Source organism: Agromyces litoreus, assembly GCF_040496015.1.
Classification (GTDB): Bacteria; Actinomycetota; Actinomycetes; order Actinomycetales; family Microbacteriaceae; genus Agromyces; species Agromyces litoreus.
The window spans coordinates 105,054-126,393 of record NZ_JBEPKA010000011.1 but is presented as its reverse complement, the minus strand read 5'-3'; the positions used below and the strand labels follow the sequence as shown (position 1 = coordinate 126,393).

At 69.4% G+C, this 21,340-nt stretch carries 17 protein-coding genes, 1 pseudogene and 1 other annotated feature; of the genes and pseudogenes, 10 read left to right on the top strand and 8 right to left on the bottom strand.

The annotated features are described in order from the left end of the window. The 3 genes from ABME01_RS10210 to ABME01_RS10200 form a co-directional block, all read right to left on the bottom strand. A partial coding sequence (locus ABME01_RS10210; protein WP_353828295.1) for an IS3 family transposase occupies nucleotides 1–487 on the bottom strand: 487 nt, incomplete at its 3' end. After that, nucleotides 413–526, bottom strand: a sequence feature (AL1L pseudoknot). Its footprint overlaps the gene before it by 75 nt. Continuing rightward, nucleotides 484–804, bottom strand: a complete 321-nt coding sequence (locus ABME01_RS10205) for a transposase (RefSeq protein WP_155050427.1) — start codon at nucleotides 802–804, stop codon at nucleotides 484–486. It overlaps the preceding feature by 43 nt. The genes ABME01_RS10205 and ABME01_RS10210, both read right to left, overlap by 4 nt. Next, entirely contained in the window at nucleotides 801–1,175 is a 375-nt protein-coding gene (locus tag ABME01_RS10200) for an amidohydrolase family protein (RefSeq protein ID WP_353828294.1), read from the bottom strand. Before ABME01_RS10200 ends, ABME01_RS10205 begins: the two co-directional genes overlap by 4 nt. A 703-nt stretch (nucleotides 1,176–1,878) precedes the next feature. Here ABME01_RS10200 and ABME01_RS10195 point away from each other — a divergent pair. The 3 genes from ABME01_RS10195 to ABME01_RS10185 are packed head-to-tail and all read left to right on the top strand — an operon-like array spanning nucleotide 1,879 to nucleotide 4,837. After that, complete coding sequence (locus ABME01_RS10195) at nucleotides 1,879–3,087, top strand: DUF3500 domain-containing protein (RefSeq protein ID WP_353828293.1); 1,209 nt, start codon at nucleotides 1,879–1,881, stop codon at nucleotides 3,085–3,087. Between the two features lie 30 nt (nucleotides 3,088–3,117). Continuing rightward, nucleotides 3,118–3,903 carry an SDR family oxidoreductase gene (locus ABME01_RS10190; protein ID WP_353828292.1) on the top strand — a complete coding sequence of 262 codons (786 nt, stop codon included), beginning with the start codon at nucleotides 3,118–3,120 and terminating at the stop codon, nucleotides 3,901–3,903. Between the two features lies 1 nt (nucleotide 3,904). Further along, on the top strand, nucleotides 3,905–4,837 hold the full coding sequence (locus ABME01_RS10185) for a dihydrodipicolinate synthase family protein (protein WP_353828291.1): 933 nt from the start codon (nucleotides 3,905–3,907) through the stop codon (nucleotides 4,835–4,837). A gap of 31 nt (nucleotides 4,838–4,868) precedes the next feature. On the opposite strand, the gene ABME01_RS10180 is transcribed toward ABME01_RS10185, so the two are convergent. After that, nucleotides 4,869–5,771 carry a LysR family transcriptional regulator gene (locus ABME01_RS10180; protein ID WP_154347784.1) on the bottom strand — a complete coding sequence of 301 codons (903 nt, stop codon included), beginning with the start codon at nucleotides 5,769–5,771 and terminating at the stop codon, nucleotides 4,869–4,871. Nucleotides 5,772–5,863: 92 nt separating this feature from the next. Here ABME01_RS10180 and ABME01_RS10175 point away from each other — a divergent pair, with 92 nt between their 5' ends. After that, on the top strand, nucleotides 5,864–7,057 hold the full coding sequence (locus ABME01_RS10175) for a zinc-dependent alcohol dehydrogenase (protein WP_353828290.1): 1,194 nt from the start codon (nucleotides 5,864–5,866) through the stop codon (nucleotides 7,055–7,057). A 48-nt stretch (nucleotides 7,058–7,105) separates the two neighbouring features. Further along, nucleotides 7,106–7,729: pseudogene (locus tag ABME01_RS10170) on the top strand (bile acid:sodium symporter family protein); the annotation flags it as partial. Here the strand turns inward: ABME01_RS10170 and ABME01_RS10165 are convergent. The 4 genes from ABME01_RS10165 to ABME01_RS10150 all read right to left on the bottom strand — a co-directional run bounded on the left by ABME01_RS10165 (nucleotide 7,680) and on the right by ABME01_RS10150 (nucleotide 12,847). After that, nucleotides 7,680–7,922 (bottom strand): ferredoxin reductase domain-containing protein, encoded by a 243-nt coding sequence (locus tag ABME01_RS10165; protein WP_353828289.1) that lies wholly within the window; start codon nucleotides 7,920–7,922, stop codon nucleotides 7,680–7,682. The pseudogene ABME01_RS10170 and the gene ABME01_RS10165 overlap by 50 nt on opposite strands. 247 nt (nucleotides 7,923–8,169) lie before the next feature. Further along, nucleotides 8,170–9,459: a family 43 glycosylhydrolase gene (locus ABME01_RS10160; protein WP_353828288.1), complete on the bottom strand. Its 1,290-nt coding sequence runs from the start codon at nucleotides 9,457–9,459 to the stop codon at nucleotides 8,170–8,172. Nucleotides 9,460–9,566: 107 nt separating this feature from the next. Further along, nucleotides 9,567–12,098 carry an alpha-L-rhamnosidase gene (locus ABME01_RS10155; RefSeq protein WP_353828287.1) on the bottom strand — a complete coding sequence of 844 codons (2,532 nt, stop codon included), beginning with the start codon at nucleotides 12,096–12,098 and terminating at the stop codon, nucleotides 9,567–9,569. Nucleotides 12,099–12,223: 125 nt separating this feature from the next. Further along, nucleotides 12,224–12,847: a TetR/AcrR family transcriptional regulator gene (locus tag ABME01_RS10150; protein ID WP_353828286.1), complete on the bottom strand. Its 624-nt coding sequence runs from the start codon at nucleotides 12,845–12,847 to the stop codon at nucleotides 12,224–12,226. 77 nt (nucleotides 12,848–12,924) lie between these two features. Between ABME01_RS10150 and ABME01_RS10145 the strand changes: the two genes are divergently transcribed. From ABME01_RS10145 to ABME01_RS10125, 5 genes are read left to right on the top strand one after another with little or no spacing between them, the layout of a single operon-like run. Beyond that, the gene (locus tag ABME01_RS10145) at nucleotides 12,925–14,157 is read left to right on the top strand and encodes a glycoside hydrolase family 1 protein (RefSeq protein ID WP_353828285.1); all 1,233 of its coding nucleotides are present in this window, start codon (nucleotides 12,925–12,927) and stop codon (nucleotides 14,155–14,157) included. Further along, nucleotides 14,154–17,126, top strand: a complete 2,973-nt coding sequence (locus ABME01_RS10140; RefSeq protein ID WP_353828284.1) for a glycoside hydrolase family 2 TIM barrel-domain containing protein — start codon at nucleotides 14,154–14,156, stop codon at nucleotides 17,124–17,126. Before ABME01_RS10145 ends, ABME01_RS10140 begins: the two co-directional genes overlap by 4 nt. Continuing rightward, nucleotides 17,123–18,490: an MFS transporter gene (locus ABME01_RS10135; RefSeq protein WP_353828283.1), complete on the top strand. Its 1,368-nt coding sequence runs from the start codon at nucleotides 17,123–17,125 to the stop codon at nucleotides 18,488–18,490. The genes ABME01_RS10140 and ABME01_RS10135 overlap by 4 nt, the downstream gene beginning before the upstream one ends. A 49-nt stretch (nucleotides 18,491–18,539) precedes the next feature. Continuing rightward, nucleotides 18,540–19,925 carry a glucuronate isomerase gene (gene uxaC, locus ABME01_RS10130; protein ID WP_353828282.1) on the top strand — a complete coding sequence of 462 codons (1,386 nt, stop codon included), beginning with the start codon at nucleotides 18,540–18,542 and terminating at the stop codon, nucleotides 19,923–19,925. Then, nucleotides 19,922–21,316, top strand: coding sequence for a mannitol dehydrogenase family protein (locus ABME01_RS10125; RefSeq protein ID WP_353828281.1), 1,395 nt, complete (start codon nucleotides 19,922–19,924; stop codon nucleotides 21,314–21,316). Before uxaC ends, ABME01_RS10125 begins: the two co-directional genes overlap by 4 nt. Nucleotides 21,317–21,340: the final 24 nt, after the last annotated feature.

Here is a 21,340-nt window from a genome sequence, read left to right as displayed (position 1 = left end):
CGATGCGGCGGGAGTACACGTCGGTGACGAAGGCGACGTACGCGAACCCGGACCATGTGGCGACGTAGGTGACGTCGGCCACCCACAGCCGCCGCGGACCGGGTGCGGTGAACCGTCGCTGTACGAGATCCTTCGGCCTGGCTTGCGCCGGATCGGGCTTCGTCGTGAACACCTTCTTGGACCGTCGCACTCCACGCACCCCGGCCAGCCGCATCAGCCGCTCGGTCTGGTCCCGGCCGACGTCCCAGCCCTGCCGGCGCAGCAGGGCGTGCATCTTGCGGCGCCCGTACACGCCGTAGTTCTCCGCATGCAGTCGAGCGACTTCCGGTACGAGCAACTCATCGCGCAACGCCCTGGCCGAGGGCACACGGGTCTTCGCCGCCCGGTACCCGCGGGCGGTGACGAACCCTCGCACGGCCGGGCGCAGCACCCGGCAGATGAGCTCGACCCCGAAACGATCCCGGTACTCGTCGATGAACCCGATCATCTCGTCGAGGGTCGGTCGAGCTCCTTCGCGAAAAACACGCTCGCCGCCTTGAGCACCTCGTTCGCCTTGCGCAGCTCAGCGACCTCGCGCTTCAGGCGACGATTCTCCTCGAGCACGTCCGTCGGCGTGCCCGCGGCGCGGCCCTCGTCCACCTCGACCCGGCGCGCCCAGGTCCGCAGCGTTTCGGGGCTCATCCCGAGCAGATCGGCGACATGGCGCACCGCGGCGGTCTTGTTCACATGCGAGGGCATCGCCTCAGCGAGCATCCGCAGCGCTCGCTCGCGCATCTCGGGGTCAAACTTCTTCGGCATCGTCATCCATCCTGAATTAGAGGACGGAACGATACCCAGGCCGAATCATCTGCGTGTTCCGGTGTGACACAGTTGTGCGACCAGTCCCCGATCGTGGTGACACCGGAATCGATCTGATCAAGGGCCCCGGCGAGCGTGCCGGCGTAGATGTCTTCGGGGTGGTAGCGGTGAGCGATCTCGCCGTGAGCCTTCGCCAGGTACTCCGGGAGTGACCAGTCGGCCCCGATGTATCTGAGGGCCGTCTGCCAGGTGTGGAGATGTGCGTTGACCAGCCCGGGGATCACGATGCGCCCGTCAAGGGGGATGACCGTTGCGTCCGGAGCATCCAGGTCCCCCCCGATGTCGACGATACGGTCGCCATCGATGAGGATGTCCACGCGTTCGGAGTCGGGGCGTTCAGGCGACATTGAGACGACGTGCGCTCCGCACAACATTGTGCGACTCACGATCAATTCCTACTTTCTGCGCAATCGGATTCCCTTCCAGTAGCGGAATTCCCGTTACTGCCCGCCGAGGTGAGCGTCCATCCCGAGCGAACAATGCGATCCTGATCGGACGGAGGTTGATTACAGATACAGTGTTGCCGATATTCATGGATGCAGTCAAGTGGCGAGGCGCTACTTCTCCTGAGCGGGGGCTCAGGTTCTTTGAGCACGTGCCCGCGGTGGAGGGAGGTTGCCTGGCGTGGAAAGCAGCATCCCGATGGGCGCGAGAGAGCTGCAGATCGAAGCGCATCACCTCGCGGCCGCCCGGCAAGGACGTCACCATGCTCGACCGCCTCTCGCGACTGGCGCCGCGTCGCGCCACGCTGATCCTGCCGGCCAGATGAAGGAGCTGCTCACCTCTGTGAGCTGAGCGGCCGCGCCCTCGGCATCCGGCCGCGCGGTCGGGCCCATAGGCGTTGCATATGGGCCCGACAGTCGATTCGTCTTGGCGCGGGCTGCGCCCGGTGCGGTTGTATGAGCGCGAAGCAAGCCCTGGTCGCCGCTGACGCAGGACTCGACAAGGCGTCACCGGCTCCTGTCGATCCGCGCCCGAGCACGGACGCGGTGACACAGGAGCAGGAGGGATGTTCCGGACGTGAGTGAGACAGTCGCAACCCGAGGCCGCGAAGCAGTCGCCCAGCGCATGGCCTCCGCGGCGGCGGAATGGCTGGCGTCGCTCGACGCCGGGCAGCGCGCGCTCGCCGTCGCCGATGGCCCCGGTGCAGGTTCACCCTCGGAGGACGATCGCCTCACATGGTTCTTCACGCCCACCGATCACGGGGGAGTAACGCTGCATGAGCAGTCCCCGCAGCAGCAGTCCCTCGCCATGCAGCTCGTGTCGTCGGGTCTCTCCATGGAGGGCTATGTCACCGCCTGCGTGATCATGGGCACCGAGAACATCCTCGATCGTCTCGAGTCGTGGCGGATCGACTGGGGCATGGAACGGGGACGCGATCCGCAGCGCTATTACCTGCGCGTGTTCGGCACGCCGGGCAGCGGAACATGGGCCTGGCGCTTCGGAGGGCACCACATCTCCATGAACAACCTCGTGGTCGACGGTCGCCTCGTCTCGGCGACGCCGAGCTTCTTCGGCAGCGACCCGGCCGAGGCCGGGTTCGTCGGCGGCGGTCACGTGCGGCCGCTCGGAGCGGGAGAGGACCATGCCCGTGCCCTGCTCCACGCACTCGGCCCCGGCCAGCGCGATCTGGCGACCCTCCTCGACCGCGCTCCGGCGGACATCGTCGGAGGCAACAGGACGCTGATCGGCGACGACGCTCGGATGCCGCGGATGGATGACGTCTGGCGGGGCAGGTTCCGCGAGCCGCGCCTTGCCGACTACATCTCCTCGATCCACGATCGGGAGGAGGAGCGATCGGGTTTCGACGATGCGGCCTACGCCGTGCTGAGCCTGACGCGCGACCCCAAAGGGATACCGGGCTCCGCGCTGAGCCCCGGTCAGCGTGCCCTGCTGCTGCAGACGATCACCGCGTACACGGGCCGCGCTCCCGACGAGATCGCGGCCGAGGAGTCGGCGTTCTACTCCGTCGGCGCGAATCTGGATGCCGTGCACTTCGCCTGGGCGGGAAGCGCCGACCGTGGGCGGCCGCACTATTACCGCATCCAGGGTCCGCGGATACTCATCGAGTACGACAACACACAGCGTGAGGGGAACCATTGCCACGCGGCCTGGCGAGACCCCGTCGCGGACTTCGGACTCGACGTTCTTCACGAGCACCTCGACGTCTTCCATCGGGACGACGAGGTCATCCGCTGGCCGGCGGCCGAGGTCGGCGGACGCGCATGACGAGCGCGGCCGCGCGAGAAGGGTGAAGACGTGGAACTGGGCATCGACGGCAGGGTCGCAGTGGTGATGGGAGCCGGCGGAGGGCTGGGCGGCGCGATCGCCGAGGCCCTTGCGGCCGAGGGCGTTCGTGTCGCGGCCGCGGGGAGATCTCTCGACAACCTCGAGGCGACGACAGCGCGGATCCGTCGTGACGGGGGGACCGCGATCCCCGTCGCATGGGACCTGGCCGACGTCGCCGCGGTCGATTCCCACGTGAGCCGCATCGAGGACGAGCTCGGCCCTGTCGACATCATCGTCAACAACACCGGCGGGCCGCGACCGGGCCGCGCGCTGGGTGTGAGCTCCGACGAGTGGCGCGGGTGGTTCGATTCCATGATCCTGTCGGTGTTCGCGACAGCCGACCGCGTCGTCCCGGGAATGCAGAGCCGCGGATGGGGGCGTGTGGTCACGTGCACCAGTTCCGGCGTGATCGCGCCGATTCCGAACCTCGCCGTGTCCAACTCGCTGCGCTCCGCGCTGGTCGGGTGGTCGAAGACGCTCGCGCGGGAGGTGGCCGCGTCGGGCGTCACGTGCAACGTGCTCGTGCCCGGCCGGATCGCCACCGCGCGCACCCGCGCGATCGACGGAGCGCGGGCCGCGCGGGAGGGCATGCCGATCGGCGACGTCGAGCGCGAGAGCGCGGCGACGATCCCCGTGGGGAGATACGGCCGGCCCGACGAGTTCGGTGCCGCCGCGGCGTTCCTGGCCAGCGAGCGTGCCTCGTTCATCACCGGCTCGGTCCTCCGGGTCGACGGCGGAATGATCGGGAGCATCTGACATGGCGATCGACGCGGACTCGCGGGGTGTCTTCGCCATCGCTCCGACACCGTTCCACCCGGATGGAGCGGTCGACTCCGCCTCGCTGCGCCGGCTCATCGACTTCTACGCCTCGGCGGGCGTCACCGGCCTGACCGTGCTCGGCCAGATGGGGGAAGCCCCCAAACTCGCAGCGGAGGAATCGCTTGCGATCGTCCGCACGGTGCTGGAGCGTACCGCCCTTCCGGTGGTGGTCGGGGTGACCGCTCCCGGGTTCGGCACGATGCGCACGCTGGCGCACGAGGTGATGACCATGGGCGCGGCCGGGGTCATGGTCGCACCGCCCAACACCCTGCGCACCGATGACCAGATCATCGCGCACTACACCCAGGCTGCGGAGGCGCTCGGGCCGGATGTGCCGATCTGCCTGCAGGACTATCCGCTGTCGTTCTCGGTGCAGATCTCTCCCCGTGTCATCTCCCAGATCGTGGAGACGGTCCCGTCGATCGTGATGCTGAAGCATGAGGACTGGCCCGGTCTGGAGAAGATCACAGCCATCCGGGAACGCGAGGCGGCGGGGCAGCGGCGTCTCTCGATCCTGTGCGGGAACGGCGGCCTGTTCCTGGACTTCGAACTGGAACGGGGCGCGGACGGCGCCATGACCGGCTACTGCTTCCCCGAGCTGCTCCTCGACATGGTGCGCCTGACCTCTTCGGGCAGACGGGACGAGGCGCATGACCTGTTCGACGCGCACCTGCCGCTGATCAGGTACGAGCAGCAGCCCGGTACCGGGCTGGCCGTGCGCAAGTACGTCATGCAGCGTCGCGGCATTCTCGACTCCGCGGCGCAGCGACGGCCCGGACGTGAGCTGTCGAAGCGGGAACGCGACGAGGTCGACTTCCTTCTCGGGCGCCTCGCCAGGCGCGATACGCGTGCCCGCGTGCCGAACCCGTAGCCACGCGATTCCGGTCGGTGGGGGGAGCCCGCTACAGCGTGAGCGAACCGAGCGGCAGCTCGGCGGGTGCCGCGATGGGCAGGTCCACCGATGTCAGCGTCTCGATGAAGCCGCGGGCGGAAGCGGAGGCCGCGCCCCTGGTGTATGCCACCAGCTCCCGGTACAGGCGCGGCTGGGGGGAGCGCACGTTCCCGCTCCAGCCGAGGGGAACGGCGTTGGCCGGAACGATCGTCAGCCCCACACCTTCGACGGCCAGCCCCAGGGCCGCTGCCACCTGGCCCACACGCACGACCACACGGGGAGTGATGCCGAGCGACCATGTCGCCCAGTCGACGACATCGCCCATGCCCTGCTCGCCTTCGAAGTGGATCCAGTCAGCCGCCTCGAGCGTGCGCCCATCGACGGCGTCGCGGTCGAAGGGACCCTTGCCGACGACGACGAGCTCCTCGAATCCCAGTGAGACGACGTCGCCGTCCCAGTCCGCGGGTCGTGGGCCCACGGCCACATCGCCGCGGCCCGCGCGCATGGCCGCTTCCAGATCGCGCCGGTGTGTGAAGTCGTGCAGACTCAGCACGGTTGAAGGCGACTGTTCGCGCCAGCGCGCGAGGCCCGACGGAAGGACGTTCGCAGCGACCGAGCCGACCGTGAGCACCTTGATCTCGCCGGCCACACCGTCGATGACGCGCGAGACTTCTCGCCGCCCCGCCTCGGCGGCTTCTACGGCGGCGCGAGCGTGCGGCAGGAACGCACGGCCCGCAGGCGTGAGCGAGACGCCGTGGTGGCTTCGCTCGAGCAGCGCAGTGCCGAGCTCGCGCTCGAGTTCACGGATCTGCTGGGACAGAGACGGCTGGGCGACGAACAGTGCCTGCGCCGCACCGGTGAACGATCCCTGGTCGCAGATCGCCGCGAAGTACTCGAGCTGACGCAACCTCATCGGCACAGCCTAGGCGACCGGGGCGGAAAGCCGATCGAGAGGGCCTACGTGCTGGTCCTGAGGGCGTGACGACGAGCCCATAGACGATGACTATGACCGGCGCGCGATCTGCATCTTGGACGCCGCCATCGTGCTCGTGGTTCTGTGAACGGGTTCGCAAAGATGCGCAGACGGAGGATGCCTTGGCTTCGACGACGATGACGGCAGCGGTGCTGGGAGACCCCGGTGAGATCGAGGTGCGCACGGTTCCGAGGCCGGTGCCGGGTCCCGACGAAGTCCTCGTCGAGGTGCGGCGGGCGTCCCTCTGCGGCACCGATGTGAAGATCCGCAGCCATGCCTTCTTCGACGGCGGGCCACCTCCGAGCGCCGACTTCATCCCCGGGCACGAGTACGCCGGGGTCGTCGCCGAGGTCGGGAGCTCCGTCGACGAGTTCGCGCCCGGAGATCGAGTGGTCACCGAAGCGCATCGGGGCTGCATGCGTTGCGCCAACTGCCTGCGCGGCGCGTACACCGACTGCCTCAACTACGGCGACCGGTCCAAGGGCCATCGGGCCCAGGGGATGACGGTGAACGGGGGATTCGCGCAGTACGCCCTCAACCACGTCTCCACGCTGACCCGGCTGCCCGACGCGGTGAGCTTCGACGAGGCGGTGCTGCTCACGACGGCCGGCACGGTGATGCACGCCTTCGATGTGCTGCCGCGCATGCTCGTCGGGGCGACCGTCGCGGTGGTCGGGCCGGGGCCGATCGGACTGATCGCCGTGAAGATCGCCCGGGAACTCGGGGCGGCGAAGGTCGTTCTCGTCGGAACCCGGGCGGAACGTCTGCAGATCGGGACGGAGTTGGGCGCCGACATGGTCGTCGACGGTCGCCTCCCGGATGCGGTGGAGCGGGTGCGAGCGGCCTTCGGCGGCATCGGCGCCGACATCGTCCTCGAATGCTCCGGAGCCGCGGCGGCGGTGGACCCGGCGTTGCTCATGTGCAAGCGCGGCGGCGACGTCGTCCTGGTCGGCTTCTTCGGCACGCCGGTCACGGCCGATCTCAACCGCGCGGTCACCTCGGGGATCACACTGCGCACGGTCCGTGGGGAAGGGAGCGGGTCGGTGGCTCGGGCCGTCGCCCTCGCGACGCGCGGTCGCCTGCCTCTCGGTGCACTGATCACCCATCGCTTCCCGCTGGAGGGAATCGATGAGGCCTTCGCGACCTACGTCGAACGACGCGGCGGAGCGATCAAAGTGATGATCGACCTGCCGGAGCCCTCGTCGGCGGATGGACGCCCGGCCTGACCGGCGCCGACGTCACGATGCTCACCCTCCTCCTCCCGCTCGCCGCGCGAAGTGCTGATCGCACTCGGGTGCCAGCTGGTCCTGCTCCCCGCCCTCTGCTTCGCGATGGTGCTCGCGACCGGCCTGCAGAACGCCGGCGAGGCCGGTCCGTATCTCGCCGCGGGGATGATGCTCATCGCCGCCTGCCCGGGGGGCGCGTCCGCGTCGTTGTTCAGCCACCTGTTCCGCGGAGACGTGGCGTTCAACGTCACCGTGCTCGCGATCAACTCCGTGATCTCGGTGTGCACCTTCCCCCTCATCGCGAATCTCTCGTTCGCGTACTTCCTGGAGGACGACACCTCCATCGGCCTGCAGCCGCTGGACACGCTGCAGGTCTTCGTGATCGCGCTGGTGCCGATCGCCTTCGGCATGCTGGTCCGCTCCCGCGCGCCGCAGTTCTCCGCACGGCTCGACCGTCCGATGCGCGTCGCCTCGATCGTCATCCTCCTGGCCGTCTTCGTCGGCGCGCTCATCGTCCAGAGCGGCGACATCGTTCCGTACCTCGGCAGCATCGCGCTCATCGCGATCGTGTTCTGCGTCATCAACCTCTCGGTGGGCTACTTCCTGCCGCGACTGCTCCGCGTCAGTCGTGCCCGCTCTCGACGTGAGCGTGGTCCACGGCCGCGCTGCTGAGCGCGAAGGGGTGCGTCTCGCGCGTTCCGCCAGGGCTGGCCGTGAGGAACGCGAACTGGCCGGCCCTCGGCGGCAGGATGGTCCGGGGTCCCGCGGGAGAGAGGGAGATCTCCACCTCGCGCGCCGTCCGTGTGGTCGCGATGACCTCGTACTCGGCGCCGCCGCGCGCCTTGTCGACGAGTCTGACCGCCATGCTCAGGGTTCCGACGACGGCGAAGATCCCTGCCGAGATCGCGAACGCCGGTGTCGCCCCCAATCCCTTCGAGGCGAGAACGCGTGCACGGTCAGCAGCGAGAACACCACCATGGTGACCATGTGCACCGGCTGCCAGCGGTGGAACGGGATCTTGACCACGAGCGCCGCGGTCATTCGTGTGACCAACGTGATGCGTGGGTTGGGGGCCAGGCAACGCTACCCGCGGGCGTCTGAGAGCGCGCTGGTCACCGATCGAAACGGAGCCCGATCAACTCGAGATCCCGGGGGTCGCGGGCCTGGACGGTGATCTCATGGCGGCCCGGCGCGAGGTCGATCGGAGTCGGGGCCGCGCCCGCGTCGACCTCGGTGAGCGGCGTCCCGTCTGCGAGGACGAGCATCCGGCCCGTACCGCGCAGGTCGACGTGGACGGTGCGCATGGCGACCTCGCTCTCGATGTAGCGAAAGATCGCCGTGTCGCCGTCGGCGAACCCGACGACGGCTTCGCCCTCCGCGACGGGGGCGATCCGGGCGGTTCCCGTGACCGAGCACGCCGACGAGCCGGGGATCGTCTCGCCGGGTCCATAGGGGGCGCCGGCGCCCTGCGAGGTCATCGGGACCTCCGGGATGCTCCCATCGGGGAGGAACCGGATGGGCTCGATGCACACGCGTCGCATGCTCGAGGACCCGCGCGAGGAGCGGTGGTAGAAGACGTACCACTGGCCGTCGACGCACTCGATCGAGCCGTGGTTGTTCCAGCTCTCCGGATCGCAGTCGGCGTTGTCGATGATGACGCCGCGGTACTCGAACGGGCCGAGCGGGCTCGTGCTGGTGGCGTAGCCGAGACAGGTGGGTTTGCCGCGGGAGGTGTCGGCGAACACGAGGTAGTAGACGCCGTCGCGCTTGCGCATCGAGCAGCCCTCGTGGAAGTGGTGTTCGGCTTCGGTGATCAGACCGTTGACGATCGAGGACTCATCGATCGACATCATGTCGCGGTTCAGGTGCGCAACGTTCGCCGAGAACTGCCCCCAGTACAGATAGGCCTGGCCGTCGTCATCGACGAATACCGCCGGGTCGATCTGCGAGATCGGCAGGCGCGTGGCATCGGCGAACGGCCCAGCGGGGTCATCGGCGACCGCGACGCCCTCGCTGTCGTCCGACATGCAGAAGTACAGGTAGTACCGGCCATCGCGCTCGATCGCGTCGGGCGCGTAGAGCAGGGGCTCGGTCGGCTGGCGCTGGGCCGTCGCCGCGCGCACACCCGCGGCGAACTCCTCGAACGGAACGTCCATCGCTCCGGGTGGGAGCATCGCGCGCGCGTACTCGGGAAGCTCGTCGTACGACGTCACGCCGTCGAGGAACGACCGGCCGGACGGCGGGACGACACCCGCCCACGGCACGTCGTCGGTGGTGAACGACGTGGGATGCATCGTCCACTCGCGCAGATCGGCGGTCGAGGCCACGCGGTACCGACCGCTGCAGTAGCGGTCCTCGCGCTCGTCGAGGCTGCCGTACAGGTACAGCCGTCCGTCCGGCATGGCACGCGCCTCGGCGTCCGGGATGTGGACGTCCAGCGGGAGAACGGGATTGCGCCCGTGAGCCGAGCTGACGTGCGGTGCGAGGTCGACCATTCTTCGTTCTCTGATCAGACCAGGGCGCCGGGCAGCGAGCGGGCCCGGGCGTCCTGGAGGGCACGGTACACGTCCGCCTCGACGGTCGGGCCCGATCCGGGGATCTGGCTCAGCATGAATCGCAACGACATCTGTCCCTCCGGCGTCCCCGCGGGCGGCGGCTCGGGCATGTAGTCCTTCAGGAACGGGTGGTGCTGCAGGATCGCGTCGAATGCCGCGTCCCAAGCGTCGGGGAACGCGACGATCTCGCTGATGGGGGTATCCAGGTCGAACTCCGGCATCTCGGCCACGGTGAGCTCGTAGGTCCACGTGTGGCTGCCGGCCGTCACCTCCTGGGTGAGCGCATCGGGGTGCAGCGGCGGCGAGACCACGGCGGTGACGCCGTCGGGGATGGTCGCCGTGAGGGTCGCGGCCGTCCCGTCGATGCGCCACGCCGCCTCGATGCGCCCGAAGCGCGTGTCGTGCGAGACGGATGCCGAGGTGAGCCCGCCGCCCGGGAGGGGAGCGATCTCGACGCGCCGGTAGCCGGGCTCCAGAGCCGTGAGCCCGCCGATGCGGCGGCGCATCCAGTCGGCGACCGCGCCGAGGGCGTAGTGGTTGAGCGATGTCATGGCGGACGGGTGAAGGGTGCCGTCGGGGCGCACCGCGTCCCAGCGCTCCCAGATCGTGGTGGCGCCCATGGTGACCGGATACAGGAACGACGGGCTCTCCTGCTGCATGAGGAGCCGGTAGGCGACGTCGGCGTGCCCCGTCTCGACGAGGGCGTCGAGGACATGGGGCGTGCCGGCGAAGCCGGTCGAGATGCGGAATCCGCTCTCGGCGATCTTGGCGGCGAGGCGCTCTCCTGCGCGGGCCTTGCGGTCGCCCTCCAGCAGGCCGAAGCGGATGGCCAGGGCGTAGGCGGTGGGGGACTCGTCGACGATGCGGCCCGAGGGCGCGACGTATTCGTGGAGGAAGGCGTCTCGCACCCGCGCGGCGAGCGTGCGATACCGCTCGGCGTCGGCGGCGCGCCCCAGTGCCGAGGCGATGTCGGCGATCTCACGCGAGACGCGCGCGAAGTACGCCGTCGCGACCAGGAACCGGTCGGCCTTCGCCAGGTCGGGCCGCTCGCCGGGCGCATCGGGGTCGAGCCAGTCGCCGAACTGGTAGCCGTTGGACCAGAGTCCCTTGTCGTCGAGGAGCTCTTCGACCTGGTCCACGAACGCGACGGCGGACGGGTAGCTCTGGTCGAGCAGGCCGAGGTCGCCGTACTCCTGGTACATCGCCCAGGGCAGGCTGACGACCACGTCGCCCCACAGGGCCGTCGGCGCCTGCGTGCGACCGGTGATCTGCGGAACGTACCACGGGACGTACCCGAGCTCGGTCTGCTCGGCGGCGACGTCCGCGAGCCACGAGGAGAGAACCCCGCGGACGTCGTACAGGAACGCGGCGGTCGGGCCGAAGGCGTTGACGTCGCCCGTCCAGCCCAGTCGCTCATCGCGCTGCGGGCAGTCGGTGGGAAGGCCCACGAAGTTGCCGCGCATGCCCCAGACCGTGTTGGCGTGCAGCTTGTTCAGCAGCTCGTCGGAGGTCTCGAGCCAGCCCGTGCGGGTCATGTCGGTGTGGATGGCGACGGCGTCGACGTCCTCGGGCGCGAGCGCCCCCGGCCAGCCGGTGATCTCCGCGTAGCGGAAGCCGTGGAACGTGAAGCGCGGCTCCCACTGTTCGACGACGGATCCGGCGAGGACATACCGGTCGACGGCCTGGGCGCTGCGGAGGTTCACGGTCTCGAGCTCGCCGTCGGGGGTCAGCAGCTCACCGTGTCGGAGCGTGAGCTCGGTCCCGGCGGGGCCGGCGACGCGCAGCCGCACCCAGCCCGAGATGTTCTGTCCGAAGTCGATGATTCGGGCACCGCTCGCGCTGGTCGTGATCTCGACCGGATGCAGCACCTCGGTCGCGCGAATCGGCTCCGCGGTGCGCGGCTCGAGAGTGGCCAGATCCCACTCGCGCTCCTCGGCAGGAACCCAGGCCGAGTCATCGAAACCCGGAGCGCACCAGCCCGTGGGCTCGAGTCGCGCGTCGTACGTCTCGCCGTCGTACAGATCGTCCGCGAGCACGGCGCCCGTGGCGACGCGGAACCGGTCCGAGCTGTCGATCGTGCGCTGCGAGCCGTCGGCGAACTCGAGTCGGAGTTCGATCCAGGCGGCGGGTCGATCGGTGTAGTACTGGGCTGCACCGTCCCAGCCGAGCCGGCCCGCTGCCCAGCCGCGGCCGACGATCGCGCCGACGACGTTCTCTCCCGCGTGGACGGCCTCGCTGACGTCGTGGTCGGACACGATCACGCGGTGACGGTAGGAGGTCCACCCCGGTGCGAGCACCTCGTCGCCGACGCGGGCTCCATTGAGCCACGGCTCGACGATGCCCAGGGCCGTCGCGCGCAGGGTGGCGGCGACCGGCTGCTCCTCGAGAGTGAATGCGAATCGCAGATACGGAGCGGCGTCGCCGAGAGCCTCGGGAGCGCCGATGAATCGCGCCGCCGTCGGCAGAAGGGGATCGGGGTGCCTCATCGTCGGGTCTCCATCCGCGCCATTGTGGTTCAAGCACTGCGCGCGGTTCGAAGCCGCGCGACTTCAGGCAACAGTGAAGCACCCTCAACCGAATTTCGCAACCCGTTGCAAAATTCAGGCGCGGCTCAGGGTTGCTCGCCCGTGACGATGAGATCGAAGAACAGGTCCATCGACGCGGCCACATCGACGCCGTCCTTGTCGAACAGCCATTGCTGCCGGAGGCCCTCGGCCAGCGCGAGGAACATCGTCGCCAGAGCGTCCGGGTCGCCGCCGTCAGTCCGAAGCCGGTCCTGATCGCTCAGCTGACCGAGAAGGCGCGCGTAGAAGTGGCGGATGCCTTCGTAGCGCTCCGCGATCGCTGCGTGTGCGGGATGTTCAGCGACTGCGGCCTCGCCGGACAGCACGGCGTCGAGTTCGAGGTCCGCCACCGACCACTTCTCCGGCGCGGTGGCGCGGATCGAGCTCGCCAGGATCTCGCGGGGATCGGCTTCGGCGTCCGGGGTGCCGGCGCCCGCCAGTGTGGCGGCGATCTGTGAGTCGCGACGTTCGATCACGGCAAGGAGCAGGTCCTCCTTCGTGGGGAAGTGGTGGAGGAGTCCGTTGTGGCTGATGCCTGCCCGGCGGGCGACCTCGGCCATGGTCGTGGCCTGGAAGCCGGTCGCGGCGAAGGCCTCCATGCACGCCTCGACGATCTTTCGCCGGACGTCCGCGGTCTTGGCGTAGGGACCGCGTTCGGCACCTCGCTTCATGGAGTGCTCCTTCGAAAACTGCAACTGATTGCGAAATTGATGTTACGCTCGTGCTCGTTCACCATAAGGACGGATCGATGATGACCACATTCCCCGACGGCTTCCTCTGGGGAGCGTCCACCGCCCCGCACCAGACCGAGGGTAACAACACGGCCAGCGACTTCTGGGCGAGCGAAGGTCGCATGCCGGGGATGGAATTCAGCGGGGACGCCTGCGACAGCTACCACCGGTACGGCGAGGATGTCCGCCTCCTCGCGGACGCGGGATACACCGCGTACCGCTTCGGGATCGAGTGGGCGCGGATCGAACCGCGACCGGGAATGATCTCGAAGGCACAGCTCGCCCACTACCGCCGCATGATCGAGACCGTGCAGCAGGCCGGTCTCACCCCGGTCGTGACGCTTCATCACTTCACGAATCCGCAGTGGCTCGCGCAGGAGGGCGGATGGCTCGCCGATTCCGCCGTCGACCGATACCGCTCGTACGTCGAGGCCGTGACCGGCATCCTCGAGGGCGTCGACTGGATCGCCACGATCAACGAGCCCAACATGCTCGCCATGATGACCGGAATGGCACGCCTCGCCGCCGACCCCGAGGCGGCCAAGGAATGGACGAGCCCCACGATCGAGGGCGACACCGAGCGCCCGCGCCCGCAGCTGCCGCCGCCCGATCCCGAGATCGGCCGGCGCTTCATCCGGGCCCACCACGCCGCGCGCGAGATCCTGCACGAGCGCACCGACGCCAAGGTCGGATGGACGGTCGCCAACCGCGCCTACGAGGTCCTCCCCGGCGGTGAGCAGGCGGCCCGCGAACTGAGCTGGGTGTGGGAGGACCTCTACCTGGAAGCCGCACGCGGTGACGACTTCATCGGCGTGCAGTCGTACTCGACGATCCCCGTCGGCCCGGACGGTCCGGTCCCGCACACGCCACAGCCGGACGACACCCTCGTCGGCACGCCCTACCGGCCCGACGCGGTCGGGATCGCCGCCCGCCACGCGTGGGAGGTCACCGGCGGCGTGCCGATCCTCATCACCGAGAACGGCATCGCCACCAAGGACGATGAACAGCGCATCTCCTACACGCGCGGCGCGCTCGAGGCCGTCTCGAGCGCGGTCGCCGACGGCGTCGACATCCGCGGCTACCTGCACTGGAGCCTGCTCGACAACTACGAGTGGGGGCACTGGGACCCGACCTTCGGGCTCATCGCCGTGGACCGTGAGACCTTCGCCCGCACCCCCAAGCCGAGCTTCACGTGGCTCGGCGACGTCGCCCGCACCGGCGGCGCGAGCCTGAACGGAGGCGCCCGATGAAGCGCGAGACCATGCGCGCCGTTCGGCGCCCGGCAGACATCCCCCTCGACGGAACCTGGGACTTCCAGCTGCTCCCGACACCCGACGCCCAGCACTCGGACGCATGGGAGACCGCCGAGGTTCCGTCGCTGTGGACGATGTCCTCGCCGCAGGACCGGCCGTTCTACACGAACGTGCCGATGCCGTTCGACGAGATGCCCCCGACCGTCCCGGCCGACAACCCCACCGGTGTCTACCGACGCCTCGTCGCTCTCCGCCCCGAGCCGGGGACGCGGATCATCCTCCATGTCGGCGCGGCCGAGGGGCAGCTGACCGTCACCGTCAACGGCCACGCCTACGCGCCGAGTACGGACTCCCATCTCGAGGCGGATTTCGACATCACCGACGTCGCCGTGGACGGCGACAACAGCATCGAGCTCGCCGTCGCCAAGTGGTCCGAGGAGAGCTATCTCGAAGACCAGGACCAGTGGTGGCAGTCCGGCATCTCGCGGTCGGTGTGGATCTCGATCGTTCCCGAGATCCGGATCGCGGATGTCGTCGTACACGCCGATTGGGATCACGAACGCGCGATCGGATCGCTCCGGCTCGACGTGGAGACCGCGGGCCTCGCGCAGCGCCGGGACGGCGGCTACAAGGTGCGAGTCGAGGCAGCCGAGCACACCGCCGAGGCCGACATCGCCGCACGCGTCGCCGCGCCGACACTCCCCAAGCCGGCCAAGGAGCGCGACAGCCGCCCCGCGCCGATGCTCCCCGACGACGTGATGGACCTTCTCAGCATCAAGGCGGCCAGCGCGCCGATCCCGACCGAGTTCCGTGCTATCCCCAATCTCGGATCCATGGCGATGCCGACCTTCGGCATCGCCGGGACCGCGAAGGCCGAACTGGTCGACATCGATGTGCAGCCGTGGTCTCCCGAGCGCCCCGCCCTGTACGACGTGCGCGTCACGCTGGTCGACCCCGACGGCGCCGACATCGACGCCGTCTCGCTGCGGGTCGGATTCCGCACCGTCCGCATCGTCGGCAGCGACCTTCTCGTGAACGGCGCACGCGTCCTCATCCGGGGGGTGAACCGGCACGACATCGACGAGCGCACCGGACGGGTGATCAGCCGCGACCGGATGCTGAAGGAGCTGAGCCTCCTCAAGCGCTTCAACGTGAACGCGATCCGCACCGCGCACTATCCCAACGACCCGGTGTTCCTCGACCTGTGCGACGAGGTCGGCTTCCTCGTCGTGGACGAGGCTGACGTCGAAGCGCACGCCTTCGCCTCCCGGATCCCGGACGATCCCGACTACCTCCTCCCCATCGTCGAGCGCGTCCAGCGCATGGTGCTGCGCGACCGCAACCACCCGTGCGTGATCGCCTGGTCGCTCGGCAACGAGTCCGGACACGGCGCCGCCCAGGACGCCGCAGCGGCCTGGGTGCGCAGCACCGACCCGTCCCGTCCCGTCCACTACGAAGGCGCCATCGCCACCGACTGGCACGGCGGACGCAGCGCGACCGACATCGTGGCGCCGATGTACCCGTCGTTCGCCGCGCTCGAGGGCTACGCGAACGACGAGCGAACGGATCGCCCGCTGATCCTGTGCGAGTACGCCTACTCGCAGGGGAACTCCACCGGCGGACTCGCCGAGTACTGGCGCCTCTTCGAAACCCTCCCCGCTCTGCAGGGCGGTTTCATCTGGGAGTTCACCGACCACGCCCTCGACATCGAGGGCGACGGGACCTTCCGCTACGGCGGCGACTTCGACGACACCGCCCACGACGGCGCCACGATGCTCAACGGCATCGCGTTCTCGGATGCCACCCCCAAGCCCGCCATGTTCGAGATGCGCGGCATCTTCAGCCCCGTGCGGATCACGTCGGATGCCGCCGACGCGCTCGCCGGGACGATCCGCGTCTGCAGCCGGCGTCACTTCGCCGATCTCAGTGATCTCGCGTTCGAGCTCCGTGTCGAAACGCGAGACGGCGCGGTCAGCAGCACGCCGATCTCGCTGAACCTGGAACCCGGTGAGGCAACCGCGCTGACCCTCCCCGAAGAGGTCGCCTCGAGCCTCGCAGGGGACGACGCGCTCGCGCTCTCGCTGAGCGTGCGGACCGCGCGCGACGCGATCTGGGCGCCCGCGGGGACCGAGCTGAGCGTGGAACAGGTCGTGCTGCCCCGGACTCCGCGACCGCTGCGCGAGGCAGGCCAGCCTGCCGACGTCACCGACGACGGCGCGATCGCCCATCCGTTGCTCGCGGCACCGCCCGAACTGTGCCTGTGGCGCGCCATGGTCGACAACGACAACTCGTTCGCACTCGACAAGCGCTTCGTCCGATCCGGCTTCTTCTCCCTGACCCCGTCGTCCGTCGTGGTCGAGAAGACCGACGACGCCACACTCGTCACCATCCGGTACGCCACCGCATGGGACGACCAGGTCGTGCATCGGCGCCGCATCTCGGAGGTCGCCGGCGGCTACCGCATCGATGAAGAGGTCTCCCTTCCCGAGGGCACGCGCGACGGGCTCCGGGTTGGGGTCCGCTTCGAACTCGAGGGACGCTTCGACGACGCCGAGTGGGTCGGACTCGGCCCGTGGGAGAACTACCCCGACCGCCACAGCTCCGCCCTGCTGGGGCGATGGGCGAGCTCCATCGACGACCTCGCGACGCCCTACCTGATCCCTCAGGAGAACGGCACGCGCGGCGGCGTCGACCATCTCGAGATCTCGGGACCGGCGGGCGTCGTCACGGTGACGTCGGCGCAGCCGCTGCACGTCAGCGCTTCGCGACACACCCTCGACGAACTCGAGGACGCGACCCACTGGTGGCAGCTCCCTGACAGCTCGCGCACGATCGTCCATCTCGACATCGCCCATCGCGGTGTGGGGACGGCGCTGCTCGGGCCCGACACCCAGCGGGTGCATCGTCTCGCGGGCGATCACTACGCCTGGAGCTGGGAGCTCACTCTCACACCTCGCACGTCATGACGCAGGATCGTGACGCCGTGCGGGGGATGGGGGGAGCATCGCCCGAGCGGACCGACGTGATCCTCGCCGAGACCGTCGCCGTGGACGCACTGTCGCCGTCAGCCCCCGGGTCTCCGCAGACGGACCCCGCCGAGCGACGGGTGCCGCGACGCACCGTGGCGCTGATCTTCGTCGGCGCGTTCGGCGCCGGTCTCGCGCTCGTGGTTCCGATGGCGTACTCGATGGCGCTGCGACTGGCGGACCTGGCGCCCGGACAGGAGAGCGTTCTCGGCTACATCCTCGGCATCGGCGCGGTCTGCTCACTGGTCGCCGCTCCTCTGACCGGTATCATCAGCGATCGCACCCGATCCCGATGGGGACGGCGGCGACCGTTCACCGTGCTCGGGGTCGCAATCGGGCTGGCCGCCGTGCCGGTGCTCGCGTTCGCCCCGAACATCCCCGTCCTCACGGCAGGCTGGCTGCTCACCTCCATCGGGTGGGGCACCGCGGGCGGATCGATCGGCAACCTGCTCGCCGACACACTCCCCGAGCGCCAGCGGGGCCAGGTCTCGGGCCTGGTGAATCTGGCGGGCCAGGTGGCACCGGTGCTCGGCATCCTGCTCGCGGGTCTCGTGACCGGAAGCTCACTGCTGCTGTTCCTCGTCCCCGCACTGCTCGGTGCGCTGATGGTGCTCGCCTTCGCGCTGTTCGTCCACGAGGGCGACTCGCGGCACCTGCGCTTCGCGGATGCGCTGACCGTCGCGAGGTTCGTGCGGAGCCTCGCCTTCGACCCCCGCCGGCACCCCGCCTTCGCATGGGCTTGGGTGGGGAGGTTCCTGTTCTTCTTCGGACTGTCGCTCACGATCGCCTACGGCACGTACTTCTACTCCCAGCGGCTCGGCGTCCCGGTCGAGGACGTCGCCACCGTCATGGCCGCGATCTCGGCGGTGGGCATCGCCGCAGCGTCCGTCGGCGCGCTGGGGGCGGGATGGATCTCCGACCGATGGGGGTCGCGCCGCATGTGGACCGCGACCGCCGCAGCCCTGTTCGCGGTCGGATGCATCGTCTCGGCCCTCTCGTGGACGCTCCCCGGGCTGATCGCCGGCGCAATGATCTCCAACGTCGGCATCGCCGCGTTCGGGTCCGTCGGCCAGGCGCTGGCCCTCGATGTGATGCCGCATCGAGAGACGCAGGCGGGACGCTTCTCGGCGATCATCGGGTTCTCGCAGAGGATCCCGAGCGCCGTAGCGCCCCTGGCCGCCCCGCTCGTGATGAGCCTGGCTCCGGTCGCAGGGGCCCGGTACACCGTCCTGTACCTCGCTTCCGGTGCCCTTGCGGTACTCGGAGGCATCGTCACGGCCACCATGGTGAGGTTCCGTGGGTGAATCTGGCAACCGATTGACAAATGTTGCCCGAGAAGGTTGGATGAGGAGTATGCAAGCGACGCAAGGACGCGATTCCGAACGACTGCTGCCTGCGGACGCGGCGACGCGGGACGTGGCGAAGGAGTTGTACGCGCGCGTCGCGGATGCCCCGATCATCTCGCCCCACGGTCATGTTCCCGCACGGATGCTGCTCGACGATGCGCCCTTCGAGAACGCGGCCGAGCTGTTCGTGACGAAGAACCACTACGTCACCCGGATGCTGCATGCCGCGGGCGTCGACCTCGCGGAGCTCTCGGGCGCCGACCCCCGCCGCACGTGGGGACTGCTCGCGGCGAACTGGCATCGGTTCGCCGGAACCGCGTCGGGCTACTGGCTCGAGACCGAACTCGCCGACGTGCTCGGCATCCGGTTGCCCATCAACGCCGGGACGGCGCATGAGATCTACGACCTCGTGGGCGAGCGCCTCGCCGATCCGGCGTTCCTGCCGCAGGCTCTGTTCCGCCGTTTCGATATTCGTGTCCTGGCGACGACGGACGATCCGCTCGACGACCTCGGGGATCACGATGCGCTGGCTCGTCTGGACCTCGGCGGCCGCGTGCTGCCCACGTTCCGCCCCGACGCATACCTCGACCCCGACGCGGTCGGATTCGGCGACTCCGTGTCCGCGCTCCTCGCCGCCACCAGCGAGCCCGCGACGTTCGCCGGCTATCTCTCGGGCCTCGAGGCGAGGCGCGAGCACTTCATCCGCCACGGCGCCGTGTCTGCCGACCACGGAGTGGAGGAGCCGTTCGCGATCGAGCTCGCGCCCCACGAGGCGGGGGCTCTGTTCCAGAAGGTCCTCGCTGGGACGGCGGACGCCGGGCAGCGGCGCGCCTTCCGCGGCCACATGCTGCTGCAGATGGCGCGCATGAGCGTCGACGACGGTCTCGTGATGACCGTGCACGCCGGTGTCCACCGCAACCACAGCAGCGCCACATACGAGCGCTTCGGGGCCGATACCGGGCACGACATTCCGCTGCCGACCACCTTCACGCGGGGGATGAGGCCGCTGCTGGAGCGGTTCGGTCTCGCGAAGGACTTCCACCTCGTGCTGTTCACCGTGGACGAGACCACGTTCTCCCGTGAGCTCGCACCGCTCGCGGGGTTCTACCCGAGTGTCTACGTCGGCGCGCCCTGGTGGTTCCTCGACGCCCCCGACGCGATCGGGCGCTTCCGCTCGGCCGTCACCGAGACGGCGGGCTTCTACCGCACGTCCGGCTTCATCGACGATACGCGCGCGTTTCTCTCGATTCCCGCGCGCCATGATGCGGCCCGGCGTGCGGATGCCGCCTATCTCGCGCGTCTGGTCACCGAAGGACGCATCGCGCTGGCGACTGCCGAACGCATCGCCGACGACCTCGTCGACGCGATCCCGCGGGAGGTGTTCAAGCTGTGACGAACCCCTACTCTCCCGTACCTCTGCACCGTGAGCCCGGAGCCGCGGTACCGCCCGTCCGCATCGTCCACCTCGGCCTCGGCGCGTTCCACCGCTCGCACCAGGCCTGGTATACCGCGCACGCCACGGATGCCGCGGAGTGGGGCATCGCCGCCTTCACCGGACGGAGCACGGAGATCGCCGCGCAGCTCACCGACCAGGACGGGCAGTACACCCTCGTGGTCCGAGGACCCGAAGGCGACTCGTTCGAGGTCGTCGACAGCGTAGTCCGCGCGATCCCCGGCACCGACGTCGCCGCGTTCGTCGAGCTGGCGGCATCCGAGCCCGTCGCCATCCTGACCCTCACGATCACCGAGGGCGGCTACCGACTCGGTGCCGATGGTCGACTCGACCTCACGGATCCGGATGTCGCAGCCGACGTCGCGCTGCTTCGCCGCCTCTTCGATGCACAGGCAGCTCTGCCCGGCGTCGAGTATCCGCGCACCGCCTTCGGGCGGGTGCTGCTTGCGCTCGAACAGCGCCGTCGCATAAGCACCCCGGCGCTCGCGATCGTGCCGTGCGACAACATCCCCGACAACGGGCACGTCGTCCGCGAGGCGCTCGGCGCGCTGGCGACCGCCACCAGCAGCACGCTGGCTGCGTGGCTCGACTCCGGCATCTCGGTGGTGTCGACGTCGGTCGATCGCATCACGCCGCGCGGGACGCCGGAGGACGCGCAACTCGTCCTCGACGCGACGGGTGTCGCGGACCGTGCACCGGTGGTGACCGAACCGTTCTCGGACTGGGTGCTCGCCGGAGACTTCCCCTCCGGCCGGCCCGCATGGGAGACCGCCGGCGCCCGCTTCGTCGACGACATCGCGCCGTGGGGGGCGCGGAAGCTGTGGATGCTGAACGGCGCTCACACTCTGCTCGCCGCCTCCGGCCCGCTGCGGGGGCATGCGCTTGTCAGCGAGGCCATCGACGATCCCGTCTGCCGCGATCTGGTCACCGCCCTCTGGGAGGAGGACGCGCGGCACCTCACAGGCGTCGAGGTCGACGACTACGCGGCCGATCTCCTCGCACGGTTCCGCAACCCACGGATCGAGCATCGCCTGGCCCAGATCGCCCTCGATGCGACCACGAAGATGCGCGTGCGCATCGTCCCGGTGGCGCGCCTCGAACGAGCGGCGGGACGCTCCGCGGCCGGCTGCGCGGCGGCCGTGGCGGCGTGGATACTCGCCGGCCACGATGCCGTCGAGACCCCCGGCGCCGCAGCGGAGAGCCGCACCGCGCGACAGGTCGCCGACCTCGACCCCGTTCTCGGGGGCGACGCGGCCTTCTGCGCGCGCGTCGATGCCGCCGTTGCCGACCTCACGACAAAGGCCCTCCTCACGGAGAGCGAAACCGCGTAGCCGCATCGCGCCGACGCGTTCGAA

Bases quoted from the DNA above. Each gene is read 5' to 3' on its own strand.
- ABME01_RS10205 (WP_155050427.1), bottom strand. From the start codon at position 804: ATGACGATGCCGAAGAAGTTTGACCCCGAGATGCGCGAGCGAGCGCTG.
- ABME01_RS10185 (WP_353828291.1), top strand. From the start codon at position 3,905: ATGGCGATCGACGCGGACTCGCGGGGTGTCTTCGCCATCGCTCCGACA.
- ABME01_RS10180 (WP_154347784.1), bottom strand. From the start codon at position 5,771: ATGAGGTTGCGTCAGCTCGAGTACTTCGCGGCGATCTGCGACCAGGGA.
- ABME01_RS10175 (WP_353828290.1), top strand. From the start codon at position 5,864: ATGACCGGCGCGCGATCTGCATCTTGGACGCCGCCATCGTGCTCGTGG.
- ABME01_RS10165 (WP_353828289.1), bottom strand. From the start codon at position 7,922: ATGGCGGTCAGACTCGTCGACAAGGCGCGCGGCGGCGCCGAGTACGAG.
- ABME01_RS10160 (WP_353828288.1), bottom strand. From the start codon at position 9,459: ATGCCGGACGGACGGCTGTACCTGTACGGCAGCCTCGACGAGCGCGAG.
- ABME01_RS10155 (WP_353828287.1), bottom strand. From the start codon at position 12,098: ATGAGGCACCCCGATCCCCTTCTGCCGACGGCGGCGCGATTCATCGGC.
- ABME01_RS10150 (WP_353828286.1), bottom strand. From the start codon at position 12,847: ATGAAGCGAGGTGCCGAACGCGGTCCCTACGCCAAGACCGCGGACGTC.
- ABME01_RS10145 (WP_353828285.1), top strand. From the start codon at position 12,925: ATGATGACCACATTCCCCGACGGCTTCCTCTGGGGAGCGTCCACCGCC.
- ABME01_RS10140 (WP_353828284.1), top strand. From the start codon at position 14,154: ATGAAGCGCGAGACCATGCGCGCCGTTCGGCGCCCGGCAGACATCCCC.
- ABME01_RS10135 (WP_353828283.1), top strand. From the start codon at position 17,123: ATGACGCAGGATCGTGACGCCGTGCGGGGGATGGGGGGAGCATCGCCC.
- uxaC (WP_353828282.1), top strand. From the start codon at position 18,540: ATGCAAGCGACGCAAGGACGCGATTCCGAACGACTGCTGCCTGCGGAC.